We start from the raw sequence: 16,561 nt of genomic DNA on the forward strand, positions 1-16,561 counted from the left end.
CTGGGAAGAACTTTATCTTTTATTATTGATTTCAACACTATTTCAATTACTTCGAACTGAAAATGTAAAGTATTCTAACAATCTGAATTTCCACCCCGAAAATGTTATTATTACTTTACAAAAAAAAGAAACAACAATTTGAAAATCAACACTTTACGATATTAAACTTTTAAAAACATTGAATATTATAAACGTGTAAATATTTATATGTAAATTTATTCATCAAATAAAATTTCTGGCTTAACTAGACAAAAATCAATACAAAACCCATTAACAAAGGATTATAGTTCAGATATTGATTAAAATATTTCATTATGTAAATAAAAAATTTTACTTTTAATCAGAATTTTTAATAAATATCATAATGGTCAGAATTTTCCTTGTGGATGATGATCCATTCTTCGGAGAAATGCTAAAATATCATCTTGAGCTTAATCCTGATTATGAAGTTTTTCTTTATAGTTCGGGCAGAGAATGTCTTTCTGAACTTTACCGGAATCCTGATATCATTTGTATTGATTTTGGACTGCCGGACATACAGGGAGATGATCTTTTTAAGCAGATTAAAGGCATATATCCAAGCCTGCCGATCATCGTAATCAGCGGTCAGGAAAATATTTCCGTTGCTATAGATTTTCTAAAACAGGGAGCAAAAGATTATATTGTAAAAAATGAACATACAAAAGAACTTTTGTGGAACTCCATCATCCGTCTTAGAGAAAATATCTCTCTAAAACAGGAGGTTGAAGAACTGAAAGATGAACTTGAAAAAAAATACAGTTTCGAGAAAACGATCATCGGACAAAGCGAATCTATTAAAAATATTTTTTCAAAAATTAATAAGGCTCTGAAATCCAACATCAATGTCTCTGTAACCGGAGAAACGGGAACCGGTAAAGAAGTAGTAGCAAGGGCAATTCATTACCATTCCTCCCGAAAAAACAAACCTTTTGTTGCGGTAAATATGGCAGCAATCCCAAAAGATCTGGTAGAAAGTGAATTTTTCGGACATGAAAAAGGCGCATTTACAGGCGCTACAGATAAATCGGTCGGAAAATTTGAACAGGCAAACGGCGGAACTATTTTTCTGGACGAAATTGCAGAACTGGATCTCAATCTTCAGAGCAAGCTTCTCCGCGCTTTACAGGAAAGAGAAATTACAAGAGTTGGCGGAACTCAAAAAATAAAATTAGATGTAAGACTCATTATTGCCACTCATAAAAACCTTGCAAATGAAGTAAAAAAAGGGAACTTCAGAGAAGATCTTTATTATCGTGTTATTGGTCTTCCGATAGAATTACCGCCACTTCGGGAAAGAGATCAGGACACTTTAATTCTTGCAAAACATTTTATTGATCTTTTTGCCAAAGAAAACAAAATAAAACCACTGAGCCTGTCTTCGGATGCCAGAAAAAAACTCATGAAATACAGTTTTCCGGGGAATATAAGAGAACTGAAATCTGTAGTGGATCTTGCCTGTGTAATGGCAGAAGGTAATGAAATAACCGCGGACGATATCAGTTTTTACAGCCTGGAAAAAGAATCCGAAGTTTTTCTTTCTGAGCAAAAGACGCTGAAACAGTACACTACAGATATTATTCTTCATTTTCTGAAAGAAAATAATAATGATGTTATTAAGACGGCCAAAATATTAGACATAGGAAAATCCACTGTTTATAACCTCATCAACAGTGTAGATCTAAAAAAAACTAAAGAATAAATGAAAGTTGCTAAACTACTTTTTGCAGGCGGAAACTGGATATCTGAAAGAAACGATGATGAACTGGACGATCATAAAGTTCAATTGATACTGGGATACGGCTGCCGAAACATCCTTGAAAACCCAGATTTTTTTGATATCATAAAAACAAAGTTCCCAAACGCGGAAATTGCCTTATGTTCTTCTTCGGGAGAAATTTTCTGCAATGAAGTATTTGATGAAACTGTAACAGTTACCGCCATTGAATTTTTCTCTGCACAGATAAAAACCCAACAGATTGATATTAATGATTTCCAAAACAGTTATGAAGCCGGAAAGGCACTAATCGGAAATCTGCCTCATGAAAACCTCAGATGGGTTTTTGTTTTGTCGGACGGAAGCAAAGTGAACGGAAGCCAGCTGGTGAAAGGCCTTAATGAAGGACGGCCGGAAGGCGTATTAATATCCGGAGGATTGGCGGGTGACAGCGACCGTTTCGAAAAAACCGTTGTAGGTCTTAATGAAGCTCCGGTGAGCAATAAAATCGTTGCCATCGGTTTTTATGGCCATACGCTGAAACTTTCTCACGCATCATTTGGCGGCTGGGAAAGCTTCGGGCTGGAAAGAACTGTTACCAAATCCCAAAACAATATCCTTGTTGAGATCGATAATAAAAATGCTCTTGACCTCTATAAAAGCTATCTGGGAAAATATGCAGAAGAACTTCCAAGTTCTGCCCTGCTCTTTCCACTATCTTTAAAAATTGACGAAGATTCGGCTCCTGTGGTAAGAACCATACTTTCCATCAATGAAAAGAATAACATGATGATTTTCGCAGGAGATCTGCCGGAAGGAAGCCATGTAAGATTTATGAAAGCCAATCTGGACCGCCTCATTGATGCAGCGAATGATGCTGCCAATGCATGTCTTCAGATGAATCCGGATCCTAAACTGGGGATTATTGTAAGCTGCGTTGGAAGAAAAATGGTTCTCGGAGAGCGAGTTGCTGAAGAAGTAGAGATTGTGAGAGATGTTTTGGGTGAAAATACCTTTCTTAACGGCTTTTATTCTTATGGAGAAATTTCCCCGGTGAAGCCTTTCGGAGACTGTGCACTTCACAATCAGACAATTACCATTACCACTGTAAATGAAATACGATAGCTATGGAAATCGATTTGCACAATTTACTCAGAAGACAGATTAAAAGACATCTGCCCGAAGATTGCCACAGCGACCCGAAATTTAAGAACTTTATTAATGCAATCAACGATTCTTATAAATCTTTTGAGCGCGATAAAGAACTTACCGATCATGCATTCAGGCAAAGCGAAAAAGAATATAAAGAATTGTTTAATGATCTGAAGAAAGAAAATGAACTCAAGCAGGAATCCATTTCGAGCCTTTATGAATCATTAAGCTTACTGGATTATTCTTTTGATACGAAAAAAAATAAAGACCTTAAAGAACTTTCCTTATATCTGGCAGAACAGCTTAAAGAGCGAAAAAGAGCGCAGGATAACATCAAACGTCAGGAAGAAAAATACCGCAACATTATTGCGAATATGAATCTCGGACTTATTGAAGTGGATAATGATGAGATTGTACGCTATGCGAACCAGAGTTTCTGCAACGTTTCAGGTTTTGAGCTGGACGAAATTATCGGTAAAAATCCTTCGCAGCTTTTTGTACAGGGGGAAGCCAATCTGGAATTTATACAGGAACAGATTGACCTTAGAGAGAAAGGAATTTCCAGCGTTTATCAGCTTCCTATAAAAAATAAAAGAGGCGAACTGAGATGGTGGGCAATCAGCGGTGCTCCCAATTATGACGATCACGGAAATCTGTTAGGCTCCATAGGTATCCACCTTGATATTACAGACCAGAAAAAGCTGGAAGAAGATCTAAAGCAGGAAAAATCTAAAGCAATTGAAGCTTCCAAGGCGAAAGAGGTATTTTTAGCCAACATGAGCCATGAAATCAGAACTCCGCTTAATGCCATCATCGGTTTTCTCCGGGAACTTAAAAGGCTTGATCTTACAACAACCCAGAATCAGTTTGTAGAAAACAGCTTCAACGCCGCGCAGCATCTTTTATCCATCATTAACAACATTCTGGATATCTCCAAAATAGAATCCGGCGAAATGTCTCTGGATAATACTGTTTTTTCGCTGAAAGAATGCATTAGTAATATCATCAGTATTCTTCAGCCCAAAGCAAGACAGAAAAAAATAATGCTTAAAGCTAAATTTTCTGATGATCTTTTTTCAGAATTCAAAGCCGATGCCCTGAAAATAAAACAGATTTTGTACAATATTATCGGAAATTCCCTAAAATTTACAAACGTAGGAGAAATACGGGTAGAATGCAATGTCATAAAAGATTTCCCCAACCATCAATCTCTTCAGATCTGTATTATTGATACCGGAATAGGAATGAGCGAAGAATATGTAAAGCAGATCTTTAAGAAATTTAATCAGGAAGACAGCTCCATTTCCAGAAAATACGGAGGAACCGGTCTCGGAATGGCAATTACCCGGGAACTTATCTACCTGATGAAAGGAGAAATTAAAATTAAAAGTAAAAAAAATGTAGGAACTGAGATCAGTATTTTTCTGGATATGGATAAAAGTAAAGAAAAAACAACATTGAAAAACATTGAAGTAAAAGAACATGTTTCCATCGAAGGAACCCGTGTTTTGCTGGTGGAAGACAACGAACTTAATCAGCTTGTTGCCGAAAATTCTCTTACGCACTTCGGATGTGAAGTTACAAAAGCAGATAATGGCAGAAGAGCCATAGATATTCTTTCGAAAAAACAGTTTGATATTATTTTAATGGACATTCAGATGCCTGAGCTCGATGGTATTGAAGCCACAAAAATCATCCGTAAAGATTTCAGGCTTACCACACCCATTATTGCCCTTACAGCAAATGCCTTTAAAACAGAAATAGACAATTGTATTGCTGCCGGAATGAACAGCTACATCACCAAACCCTTTGATGAGGATGAGCTTCTGAAAGTAATTTATAAAAATATTAAAATGCAAAATGCCCCGGAAACCAATGATTCAGGAGCAGAAAAAGCACTTTATGACCTTAAAAATATTCAGGCTTTAAGCCGGGGAAATGAAGATTTCATTCAAAAAATGCTTTCCATATTCATTACTCAGACGCAGCAGACGATTCCTTTGGTAGAACAGGCATTCGAAGAAAAAAATTATGCAGAAATATCACGTCTTATTCACAGAATAAAACCAAGTATTGAAGGAGTCGGCATCTACTCCATCAAAGAAACCGTAAAAGAACTTGAGGTAAAATCTAAAGACCAACAGACAGATTTTACAGAGCTTTACACCATGTTCTTAGAAGTGAAAAACACACTTTCCACCGCTATAGAACAACTGGAAAAGGAAATAACATAGTTTTATTCCAAAATATGGAAAATGTCTTTATTTTGGAATTTAAACAATCAAACAAGCACTGATTATCAACAACTTAAATAAAGGCATGGTAATCGCGTTATCATTATCAAATAAAAGAGATGGAAACAAATAACAAAAAATTGAAATTTTTTATTGTAGATGATGACAGATTTTGTGCTACAGTTTATGAGCAGTATTTAAAGAATAACCATTACGAAGATATTACCTCATTCAGCAGCGGAGAAGAATGTCTGGACGAGCTTTACCAGAAACCCGATATTATTTTTCTGGATCACAACATGGAAGATCTTAACGGTTTTGAGGTTTTAAAAAAGATAAAAAGATATGATCCGAACATTTACGTGATCATGGTTTCTGCGCAGGAAAATATAGACACCGCAGTAAACGCCCTGAAGTACGGAGCATTCGATTACATCGTAAAAGATGCGGATGTATGCGATAAAATGACGGATACAATAGAGAAAATATTAAAAATTAAAGAAGAAATGTCTCAGAACCAACGGAAAGGTTTTAGAAAATTCTTTACAGTTTTATTTTAAATCTTATGTTAAAAAAACTCACACTATCATTCTTTTTCCTGATGCTTCTGGTATCCTGTAAAACGTACAATGTACTTGAAGAAGAGCAGGCTACCCGAAATATGCAGGATTTCAGCTATGATCCGAATTACGAATACAGAATCCGTAAGGACGATAAAATTACGCTTTCCGTTTGGGGTGAAGATGATTTAAGTGTGGGCTCCGTGTACGGAATTTACAATTCTAATGAAGTATACGGAAAATGGCTTCTGGTAGACATCAACGGAAATATAGAAATTCCAAAATTGGGAACAACTCCAGTTGTAGGAAAATCGGTTCCGGAGCTGAAGGAAGAAATAAAAACAAAACTTAAAAAATGGCTGGTAAATCCTATTGTGGATGTAAAAGTTCTGAATAAAGAAATTGCGGTGATGGGTGAAGTGAGAAACCCTGCTGTAATTCAGGTAGATAAAGACCAGAATACTTTACTGGAGCTGGTTTCCAAAGCGGGAGGATTTGAAATGTATGCCAATTTAAAATCAATTAAAATTTTGCGGCAGGAAGGGGAAAATGTTCGTGTAACCAATATTGATCTTACCAAAATGAAAGACGTTCCCAACCAGAATATCCTTCTTCATCCGGGAGACTACATCATTGTTCCTTCCAAGAAAAGTAAAGATTTCGATAAAAGAATTTCAACCATTATTCCTTTCGCAACCGTTACTTCCGCAGCAGCCATCCTCATAGGATTATTATAAAACTTATTACCATGAACAACGAGAATGTAAGATTTCTGAAACCGCTGTTACGAGGATTTCCTATCGTCGTTCTCGCAATGATTATTGCGGTTTTGGCAGCAAAAAAGTACCTTAACTACGTAACACCCATGTACGAAAGTACTGCAAAACTGAAACTTGCAGATACACAGGAAGGTGTACCAAGTGCAAATCTCTTTAAAGATTTCGACGTTTTTGCTACCCCAAATAAGATAAGTACAGAAATTGAAGTTCTTAAATCTACATCTTTAATTGAAAAAACACTTGAAAAACTACCCTTTTCCACTGAAATTTACAGAAAAGGAAAAGTACGCTCCGTAGAACTCTTTAACGATTCTCCGATAAAAGTTGAAGGATTTTTAACAGATGAAAAAAATTACGATAAAAAATTCAGCATCCACGTAACATCAACCCAGAATTTTACGATAGCTGCTTCAGACTCCACAAAAGAAATAAAGGGAACTTTCGGAACGCCCACAGATATTAAAGGAGGGAAAATTCTCGTTACTAAAAACGACAGCTTACTTAAGTCTAAACCTTCTGCTAAAATCATCGATCATTATGAAGTTGAATTCCTGAGCAGAGAAAAACTTTTGGACAAGATAAACAAGAATCTTGATATTGTTTCGGTGGATAAAGACGTTCCCGTCATCAGAATCAATTATAAAAGCAACGTTCCGGAAAAAGCCAGTCTTCTCGTGAATACACTTGCAGAAACATATATTGAAGATTATATTGAAAATAAATACCGCGCTGCCAATACAACCGTAGATTTTCTTAAGGGAGAAATCGGGCAGGCAAACAACAAACTTAGCGATGCAGAAAACCGCATCGAAAACTACAGAGACAGAAAAAATATCATTAATATACCGCAGGAAACAGAAACCGATCTCAGAAAAATCTCTCAGCTTAAAATCCAGAAGAGCAACCTGAAAATGAATCTGGATGCGATTAAAAATCTCAACAGCTATATTTCTGAAGGAAAAGACAATTATCTTGAACTTGCCCCAAATTTTGAAGCATTCAACGACCTTCTTTCTACGGAAATGATTAAAAATATGAAGCTGCTTCAGGCTGAAAAGAAGGAACTCCTGCTTACTTATACGCCCGAACATGAAAAGGTAAAAGTAATTGATGCTAAAATTAAAGATCTTACTGATTATCAAACAGAAAGCATAAGAAATACACAGAGAAATTTACAGATTAAGTATAACGATATCGACCGCGACATCCAGATTGCAGAGCAGGCTTTTATAGGTCTGCCTGAAAAGGAAAAACTGCTGAACATCATGAACCGTGAGTTTAATCTTTACGAAAAGAATTATAATTTCCTGAACGAAAAAAGAATAGATGCAGAAATTGCAAAAGCGGCAAAAATTTCTTTTCATAAAATTATTACAAAAGGAGAGCTTCCTAAACAGCCGGTTTCACCGATGCGCTCCATCATCATCATTGTTGCAGCCATTATGAGTATGATCGGGTCTATTGCGCTGATCTACGCTGTACATTTTGCAAAAGCCAAAGTAAATGATGTGTATACCATCGAAAAAAACAGCACCATTCCTGTTGCATTTACAACCCCTTTTATTAAAAACAGGGAAAACATAATGCATCACTTTCTCGAGAACGTGCTGGAAATGGAACTGAAAGAAATTATTAAAGATAAAAATCTCATCTGTATCACTTCTTATGATAAATCGAAACAGCATTTGTTTCATTCAAAAAACATCATAAAAGCTTTGCAGGCGCAATCCAGAAAAGTACTGGTAATTGATGTAGCGGGAAATTTAGAAAATATTGAAAACATCGATTATATCGACTTTTCAGAAGAAAAAAATTTAAGATTAACTTCCACGGACATTGAGAATCTGATCCGTGAAAGAATGACAGGAAACGAAATCTGCATCATCAATAACCAGTCGATAAAACAAGGAAAACTTCCTTTATTATTCCTGAAAATGGCAGATCAGAATCTTTTTGTCTTAGACAGTCGAAGAACAGCCGAAAAAACAATTATGAACGTAGAACTTCTGAAGGATGAATACAAACTGACCAATCTGTGGTTTGTTCTGAATAAAGAAGGTTACAACCCGAGTTTAATGACCTCTATTAAACGTTTTATAAACAGAAAAAGATCGTGAAAAAGCTTACAGAAATATTTCGCAGACCCACATCTCTGGTTTTCGCAGACCAGCTGATTTTCAGCGGAACAAATTTTCTTCTGACGTTTTTACTTGCCCGAAAACTGAATATTTCAGATTTTGGTCTGTTTTCGTCTGTGCTTTTGGTGACGTATCTTTTGGTAGGCATCTGCAACGCCATTGTGGTACAGCCTTTCCAGATTCTGGCAGCAAAAGAATACAGTAAAAAGTCTCTGGGCTTCGTTTTTCAGGCAGCAGTACCTTTAATTCTTATTTTTGCTGCTCTTATTTCTGCTGTTAAATTTATACCGGTTTCGGCACTGTCATTTATTAAAGAGAATACAGTGGCAATCATTGTTTTTGCAGCAGCGTATGTTTTTCAGGACTTTATGAGAAAAGTTTTACTTACGATAGACCGCATACAACTTGTACTTTTTATCGACAGTATTTTTCTCCTTGTTTTTCCTTTAATATGGTTTGAAAACAGTCTCGATTTAGGAAAAAGCCTTCTGATTATAGGAATTGTTAATGTCATTGCTTCCATTCCCGGAGTTTGGTATGGTCTGAAAAATGCAGACTTCAGCTTCAGTAACGCTTCCCTGTTTCATTATCATTTTACAGAAGGAAAATGGCTTTTAAGCGCTTCTATAGTTCAGTGGTTTTCGGGTAATTTCTTCACTCTGGCTGCGGGAATCTATTTAGGAGTTAATGCTTTGGGAGCTTTGAGGCTGGTTCAGTCGTTTTTCGGGGTTATTAATGTTATTCTTCAGACTGTTGAAAATTATTACCTCCCGAAAACTGCGAAGCTTCATTATCAGGACAAAAAAGAAGAAAAAAAATCCCTGCTTTTCAGTATGTCGAAAGGAATGCTGGCTTTAGGAATTTTAATCATCAGTTTCTTCATCTTTTCAGAACCTCTCATTACGCTATTGGGCGGAGAACAATACAAACAGTATGGTTTTGTAATTAAACTGGTTTCGGTACTATATGTCGTGATTTTGTACAGCTACCCTACCCGGCTTTCCATAAGAGTTCTGGAGCAGAATAAAGCTTTTTTTACAGGATACTGCATTTCGTTTGTGTTTTCATTACTCAGTTTTCATTTTTTACTGAAATACGGAGCACTTTACGGCGCAGTTGCGGGACTTGTGATTAACCAGATTTTAATGATCGTGTACTGGAAAATTTTACTTAACAGAAAACAGATTTCAGTATGGGCATAGTACATTTGATATTAGGAAAAGCAAATCCTGAAAAGATGAACGGCGTAAATAAAGTCGTTTATAATATCGCGACAAAACAGGCTGAAAATAAACAGGATGTAGAAGTTTGGGGAATCTCCGAAAATACAGAGGTTAATTACCCCGAAAGAAACTTTAAAACGAAGATTTTTAAACGGAAAAAAAATCCTTTTTCCATTCCGGAAGATCTTCAGAAAGAAATAATTAACAGCAGCGAATCTACAGTCTTTCACCTTCATGGCGGATGGATTCCTGTATTTTCGTCCTTAAGCAGATTTTTGCGGAAACACAAATTCAATTATATTATTACGCCCCACGGAGCGTACAATGCTGTCGCAATGCAGAAAAGTATGATTACCAAAAAGCTTTACTTCGAGTTTTTTGAAAAAAGCGTCATCAAAAATGCTTCAAAAATTCACTGCATTGGCGAAAGCGAGATGGAGGGTTTACAGTCGATTTATACAACCCGAAAAGGTACTTTGATTCCCTATGGATTTGAAAGGATAAAGGATGAAGTCTGTTCTAATCCGTACAAAGAAACTTTAATTTTCGGTTTTATCGGAAGGCTGGATATTTACACAAAAGGTCTGGATCTGCTTGTGGAGAGTTTTGCTGAATTTTCTAAAGCGGATCCCTTTTCTGAATTGTGGATTGTGGGCGACAGCGATGAAAAAGATGAACTTCATCAAAAAATAAAAGCACTGGGAATTGAAGATAAAACAATTCTTTTCGGAAGTAAATTTGGAGAAGAAAAAAATGATCTCTTGAAAAAGATGGACATTTTTGTGCATCCTTCCAGAAACGAAGGATTGCCGGTTTCCGTAATCGAAGCTGCAAATTTCGGCAAACCCTGTATTGTAACAAAAAACACCAATATCGGCTATCTTGTTGAACAATACAATGCGGGAATCAATATCCCTTCACCTAAGACAACACTCCTTACCAAAGCATTTTTCGATATTTCCAAAATTTGGAAAGACCAGCAGAACTATGAAAAGATTTGCGCAAATGCAATACAAATGGTAGAAGAAGCTTTCGACTGGAATAGAATTCTTCATGAAATGAATACCAAACTCTACAACTGCTGAAAATGGAAACGCTACCTCTTCATCATCAGCAATTTCTTAAAAAGCTGAACAACCAGCTCTTCATCATTCTTCTGCTTATGGTGGGATGTTTTTTTACATGGAGCGAAAATGTAAACATTACACGAGCCATCAAAGTAGTCGGAAGAATGGGCGTTATGATTTCTTCTATTCTCATTTACTTTAAAATCATCCGATACGGAAGCATCAATTCTCTGGAATACAAAAACATATTTTCGCCGATTTTATACATCTGCTATTTAATCTTGGGATTCATTTCATTTTCGTGGAGTACCAATCCGGGATTCAGTGCGTTACAATGGTTTATGACCTTTCAGAGCTTTGTTTTTGCTTATTTTTTCGTAAAAAGTCTGAAGGTTTTAGACGTTTATTTTGAAGGACACAACATCAGATTATATCATCTTCTGGGAAACACCGTTTTCGTTCTTCAGCTTATTTTCGTGATCGGAATGTGGGTTGCTCCGGATATATTTTTCCGGTTAACCGACGGTGGCGAAGAAGCAAGGCTTGGAGGAACAATGATGAATCCCAATGAGCTTGGAATGCTTGCAGGAGTAGGTTCTGCATGTCTTATTTTTGATCTTTACCGTTTTAAAAAGAAAGTCTGGACCATTATAAAAATTATGGTGATTCTGTATGCCTTATTTATGACCGGATCGCGATCTTCCCTGATCGGCGTTTTGCTGATCGTATTTTTCCACATCAACCAGACCAAACAGAAAACCCTGAAGTTTGCCATTATTGCGCTTGTTGCGATGGTTGCACCTTTTGCGGTATACACCGTTATTCTGAAAGGCGGAGATCAGGAAAGGCTGGAAGAAATCATGAGTCTTACCGGAAGGCTTCCTTTCTGGCAGGCTTTAATTACAGAAGGTTTACCAAGAGAACCGCTTTTGGGCTTTGGCTTTATGAGGATCGATTACAAAGAGTTTTTCCAGAGCGCACATACCTATCCGGGAAAAATGACGCACAACACTTTTATGCAGGTTCTGATGAATCTTGGATTTATCGGGTTTACCATTGTACTTTTTCAGGTATTTTTTACTGTAAAATCGATCTTGTCTGAACAGAAAGAACAGAAACTGATGCTCATCGGGATTCTTATTCCTATCGTTATTAATTCCTTTACAGAATTCGGGATTTTTGGAGAAAGTAATTATGGGATCATGTTCTATCAGATCATTATATTTTCTATTGCATTCCGCAACAATAATCATCTTACAAGATGGCAGAAAATTATCCTGAAGAAGAAAAGACCGGATCTATTTGCTGATTAAAATTCCACAGGACAGTTCCATTTTCCAGATTCTGGAATAAAAATCAGATTAAAAATAACATAACTAACTGATTATAAGTAATTTGAATTTATGGCAGATATTTTTATACTATTTTGGTATATAAATAATCATCATGAAAACATTATTTAGAAATACAGGGTACAAACTATTTACAAAAGAGGAAAAGAACAGTAAAAAGATTTCTTTTTCTTATATAAAAAATCCTGACGGAACAGTAAGATGGTTCTGGAACTCAGATTCCGCAAAGCCGTTATTTCTAAAATTTTATAATGCGGCTACTCCGAAGGCAAAACTTTTTGAACTGTTGGTGAAAACTGTTTTTGCACTACATCTGCAGAGAATTGTTTTTAAGAAAGAAACGCTCTATTATGTAAAAAATGGTCAGCCGGTTTTTGATATCGAAAACGACTGGGCAATTTTTACGGGAACAGTAGGCCCGAACAACAAAGCGCTTCTATACAGCGGAGGATATTTTTATAAAATTGCAGAAACAGAAACAGCAAAGAAGCTCATTGCTACGGAAAACAAAAACGTGAGAAAAATTATTTCGGGCAATATATTACAGGTTCCTGAAGCTTCAATGATCAGTGAAAATATTCTTCGGTTATCGGATGTTTCAAACAAAGGAATTCGTGAAAACGCTTTTACCGGAATTCATGCGGAAGCCGTAAAAAAGATTGCAGCACACCATGAAAGAAACGTAAAAATATCGGAATGGAAGTATTTTCAAAGTGTAAAAGAACAGTTTTTAACAATTGAAGATGAAAGAATTCCGAAAAATATCATCCGAAAGATAAAAGCGATCTTAAGACATACCAATGAAGAAGAAAACATTAAAGTTGCATTTTCTCATGGAGATTTTACCTCGTGGAACTGTTATATAAAAAATGGAAAACTTGCTGTTTATGACTGGGAGCTGTCTTCTACAGAAAAGCCAAAAGCGTTTGATTTCTTTCATTTTATTATCCAGAACGGAATTTTAATTCAGAAAAAAAGCTGGAAAGAAATTTATGCAGAGATTGAAGAAAAAAATAAAATAACCTTCCGGTTCAGCGAAGCAGAACTTCAGAACTATCTGAAGTACTATCTTCTGACCAATACGCTGTCTTATCTTACCATTTATGCTGCACAGGAAGAATGGCATCTTCAGATTCACTGGCTGTTAAAAACATGGAATGAAGCTTTAAATATCATTCTAAAAAACTATTCTACCGAAAGGGAACTGGTCATCTTAGATACTTTCGATGCGCTTTATCACACAGATTATGCGGCTTTGAAATTCCACAGTGAAGAACCTGAAAAACTGAAGCTGAATTCTGATATTGATCTGATTATTTCTTCTGAAAACGCGCAGAAATTAGTCAGCTATTTATCCGGCCACAGCCTTGCAAAGAAAGTTTCAACAGTGAAGAAATCTTTCATGCAGACGGTAAGAATTGTTACCCTTCAAAATGAGATTCTTAATCTGGATCTTATCCATCAGGTAAAATGGAAGCATATGCAGATTATGGATATTTCTAAAATTATGGAAAACAGAAGGAAAAACAGATATGGCGTTTATAAAGTTTCAGAAAAAGACACTGCCCGATTTATTGATCTTTTTTACAGCCTCAACGAAGCAGAAATTCCTGAAACGTACGAGAAGTTTGTTTCAGAACATTTAAAATCAAACAAAATAACCGACAGAGAACTCACGATTAAAACACTGAAAATGAAGAATTACAATAAAGGATACAGTTATTTTAAAAATACATTTCATTATTTAAGAGATTCCTTTGCGGAAAAAGGCTTCATCATCACATTCAGCGGTGTGGACGGAGCAGGAAAATCCACAGTGATCTCGGAGGTTTCCGAACTGATTGAAAAACGTTACAGAAGACCTGTAAAAGTACTGAGACACAGACCTTCCCTGCTTCCCATCCTGAGTGTATGGACCAAAGGAAAGGAAAAAGCACATGAGGACGCGGTAAATTCTTTACCCAGACAGGGAAACAACAAAAACTCCCTTTCTTCCTTATTAAGGTTCGGATATTATTATACAGATTATATTTTAGGACAATTTGTTATTTACACAAAATATGTTTTGCGGGGAAAAATAGTTTTATACGACAGGTATTATTTCGATTTTATTGCCGATGCAAGAAGAAGCAACATTCAGCTTCCGAAATCCGTAACGGAGACAGGATATCATTTCCTGATGAAGCCGGAATTCAACTTCTTCCTGTATGCTGCGCCTGAAAAAATACTTAGTAGAAAAAAAGAACTTTCGTATCATTCGATTTGTGACCTTACTTCAGAATACAGTTCCCTTTTCTCTAAACTGGAAAGAAAGAACCAGAGAGTGAAGTATTTAGCAATCGAAAACAATGATCTTGATGTGACATTAGGAACGATCATGAACACAATAATTGCACAGAGATGAAAAAGCTTGTCGTAAAAATTATAAAACTAAGAAGTCCCTACTTTACTATAGATGATGATTTGAACTCCGGAGCGGTTCTGCAGTTTATCTGGATCCAGCTCTGGAGCATCATCAGAGGTTTCAGGATGCTTCTCTCTTTCAGAAATCCCAAAGGAATGCTTCTAGGCAGAAGAGTAAGTTTCTTTAATGTTTCTAAAATAAAATGGGGAAAATTTCTGCGTCTGGGAAATGATGTCTACGTTTCTGCCCTTGCAAAACACGGAATTGAATTTGGAGACAATGTATCGATCGGAGCTTTCAGCAGAGTAATTGTTTCCACCTCTTTTAACAATATCGGAGAAAAAATTAAAATAGGAAACAACGTAGGGATCGGGGAATTTGCTTATCTTGGCGGTTCCGGAGGTCTAGAAATCGGTGATGAATGCATTGTAGGACAATATCTGAGCTGTCACCCCGAAAATCACAACTATGAAGATCCCGAAACTTCAATCCGGCTTCAGGGTGTCAACAGAAAAGGAATAAAGATCGGGAAAAACTGCTGGATCGGAAGTAAAGTCACCATTCTGGATGGTGTGGAAATCGGAGACGGATGTATTCTGGCTGCAGGAAGTGTAATTACCAAATCTTTTCCGGACAACAGCATTATCGGCGGAGTTCCCGCTAAACTTTTAAAAACAAGAACCCATGAAAACCAATCAGACGATACTCGCAACTTGCTACGCTATCAATCCGTATAAAGGATCGGAAGATGCGATGGGATGGAATTTTGTGTATCAGATCGCCAGATTTCGTAAAGTTTTTGTCGTAACAAGAGAAAACAATAAAACACATATTGAAAAATACATGAAGGAAAATCCAGATCCGTTATATCAGAACATGAATTTCCTTTATTTTGATCTTCCTTACTGGATGCGTTTCTGGAAAAAAGGAAGTCGTGGTGCGCTTCTGTACTATTATTTATGGCAACGGGGAATTGTTTCGTTTATAAAAAAACAGAAGGTGAATTTTGACATTGCCCACAATGTGAATTTTCATAACGACTGGACACCCAGTTTTTTATGGAAATTAAAAAAGCCGTTGGTTTGGGGTCCTGTAGGACACCATCCTCTCATTCCTAAACAATATCTGAACGATTATTCCCAAAAATACTTCCTTAAAGACCGTTTAACATGGATGGTGAAAAACTTTTTCTGGAAACTTTCGCCTTCCCTGAAAAAAACCTTGAAGCATTCCAATCACATCTGGTGCATGAACAGCGGAGTTCCGGATAAGCTTAAACTTAAAGAAAATCAGTATTCGCTCTATCCTTCTGTTGCTTCGGAAGATTTTTATCAAAAAGATGAAGTAGCGGTAAAATCAGATTTTGCCGTAATCAGTGTAGGAAGATTTGTTCCGTTGAAAGGTTTTGATCTTACGATTCGTTCATTCATTCAGTTTATCAGTCGGCTTTCGGAAGAAGAAAAAGCGAAATGCAAGTTAATTTTGGTGGGAACCGGCGAACAAAAGCAGTTTTACAAAGATTTAATTCAGCAAAATAACGCTGAAAATTATATTGAAATCATTGAATGGATCGACCGCAGAGAACTGATGAAAATGTATGAAAAAGCTTCGGTTTTTCTCTTTCCGTCTCATGAAGGAGCAGGAATGGTGGTTCCGGAAGCTCTTTCTTTCGGACTTCCGGTTGTCTGCCTCCAAAATGAAGGTCCCGGAGAATTTATTACCGAAAAATGCGGTTTTACTGTTCCACAGCAGGAATATGATCAAACGGTAACGGAATTAAGCAATGTTTTAACGAAATTATTTTCAGACAAAGATCTTCAGCAAAAAATGAGCATCGAAGCCAGAAAGCATTATCTTGACCGATTCTCCTGGGAAAAAAGAGGCGATCATCTCAATACAATCTATAACCAAATCTAG

Annotated in this window: 12 protein-coding genes; all 12 read left to right on the plus strand. The window is 36.5% G+C overall.

Annotated features, from left to right (window positions below; all coding sequences use genetic code 11):
- Positions 1–364 precede the first annotated feature (364 nt).
- The 12 genes from AC52CF_RS11135 to AC52CF_RS11190 all read left to right on the plus strand — a co-directional run bounded on the left by AC52CF_RS11135 (position 365) and on the right by AC52CF_RS11190 (position 16,561).
- Positions 365–1,720 (plus strand): sigma-54-dependent transcriptional regulator, encoded by a 1,356-nt coding sequence (locus tag AC52CF_RS11135; protein ID WP_214589541.1) that lies wholly within the window; start codon positions 365–367, stop codon positions 1,718–1,720.
- A complete protein-coding gene (locus AC52CF_RS11140; protein WP_214589540.1) occupies positions 1,721–2,860 on the plus strand; it encodes an FIST signal transduction protein in 1,140 nt (379 codons plus the stop codon).
- 2 nt (positions 2,861–2,862) lie between these two features.
- Positions 2,863–5,121: a response regulator gene (locus AC52CF_RS11145; protein ID WP_290261590.1), complete on the plus strand. Its 2,259-nt coding sequence runs from the start codon at positions 2,863–2,865 to the stop codon at positions 5,119–5,121.
- Between the two features lie 119 nt (positions 5,122–5,240).
- Positions 5,241–5,681, plus strand: coding sequence for a response regulator (locus AC52CF_RS11150; RefSeq protein ID WP_214589538.1), 441 nt, complete (start codon positions 5,241–5,243; stop codon positions 5,679–5,681).
- 5 nt (positions 5,682–5,686) lie between these two features.
- The gene (locus tag AC52CF_RS11155; RefSeq protein WP_214589537.1) at positions 5,687–6,418 is read left to right on the plus strand and encodes a polysaccharide biosynthesis/export family protein; all 732 of its coding nucleotides are present in this window, start codon (positions 5,687–5,689) and stop codon (positions 6,416–6,418) included.
- Positions 6,419–6,429: 11 nt separating this feature from the next.
- Positions 6,430–8,577, plus strand: a complete 2,148-nt coding sequence (locus tag AC52CF_RS11160; RefSeq protein WP_496517013.1) for a GumC family protein — start codon at positions 6,430–6,432, stop codon at positions 8,575–8,577.
- Positions 8,574–9,800, plus strand: coding sequence for a lipopolysaccharide biosynthesis protein (locus tag AC52CF_RS11165; protein ID WP_496517014.1), 1,227 nt, complete (start codon positions 8,574–8,576; stop codon positions 9,798–9,800). Before AC52CF_RS11160 ends, AC52CF_RS11165 begins: the two co-directional genes overlap by 4 nt.
- Positions 9,791–10,906, plus strand: a complete 1,116-nt coding sequence (locus AC52CF_RS11170; protein WP_290261581.1) for a glycosyltransferase family 4 protein — start codon at positions 9,791–9,793, stop codon at positions 10,904–10,906. The genes AC52CF_RS11165 and AC52CF_RS11170 overlap by 10 nt, the downstream gene beginning before the upstream one ends.
- A gap of 2 nt (positions 10,907–10,908) precedes the next feature.
- Positions 10,909–12,201, plus strand: a complete 1,293-nt coding sequence (locus tag AC52CF_RS11175) for an O-antigen ligase family protein (protein WP_214589533.1) — start codon at positions 10,909–10,911, stop codon at positions 12,199–12,201.
- Positions 12,202–12,334: 133 nt separating this feature from the next.
- Positions 12,335–14,644: a nucleoside/nucleotide kinase family protein gene (locus tag AC52CF_RS11180; RefSeq protein WP_496517015.1), complete on the plus strand. Its 2,310-nt coding sequence runs from the start codon at positions 12,335–12,337 to the stop codon at positions 14,642–14,644.
- Positions 14,641–15,381: an acyltransferase gene (locus AC52CF_RS11185; RefSeq protein WP_214589531.1), complete on the plus strand. Its 741-nt coding sequence runs from the start codon at positions 14,641–14,643 to the stop codon at positions 15,379–15,381. Before AC52CF_RS11180 ends, AC52CF_RS11185 begins: the two co-directional genes overlap by 4 nt.
- On the plus strand, positions 15,329–16,561 hold the full coding sequence (locus AC52CF_RS11190; protein ID WP_214589530.1) for a glycosyltransferase family 4 protein: 1,233 nt from the start codon (positions 15,329–15,331) through the stop codon (positions 16,559–16,561). Before AC52CF_RS11185 ends, AC52CF_RS11190 begins: the two co-directional genes overlap by 53 nt.

This window comes from Chryseobacterium sp. 2P (assembly GCF_059579425.1).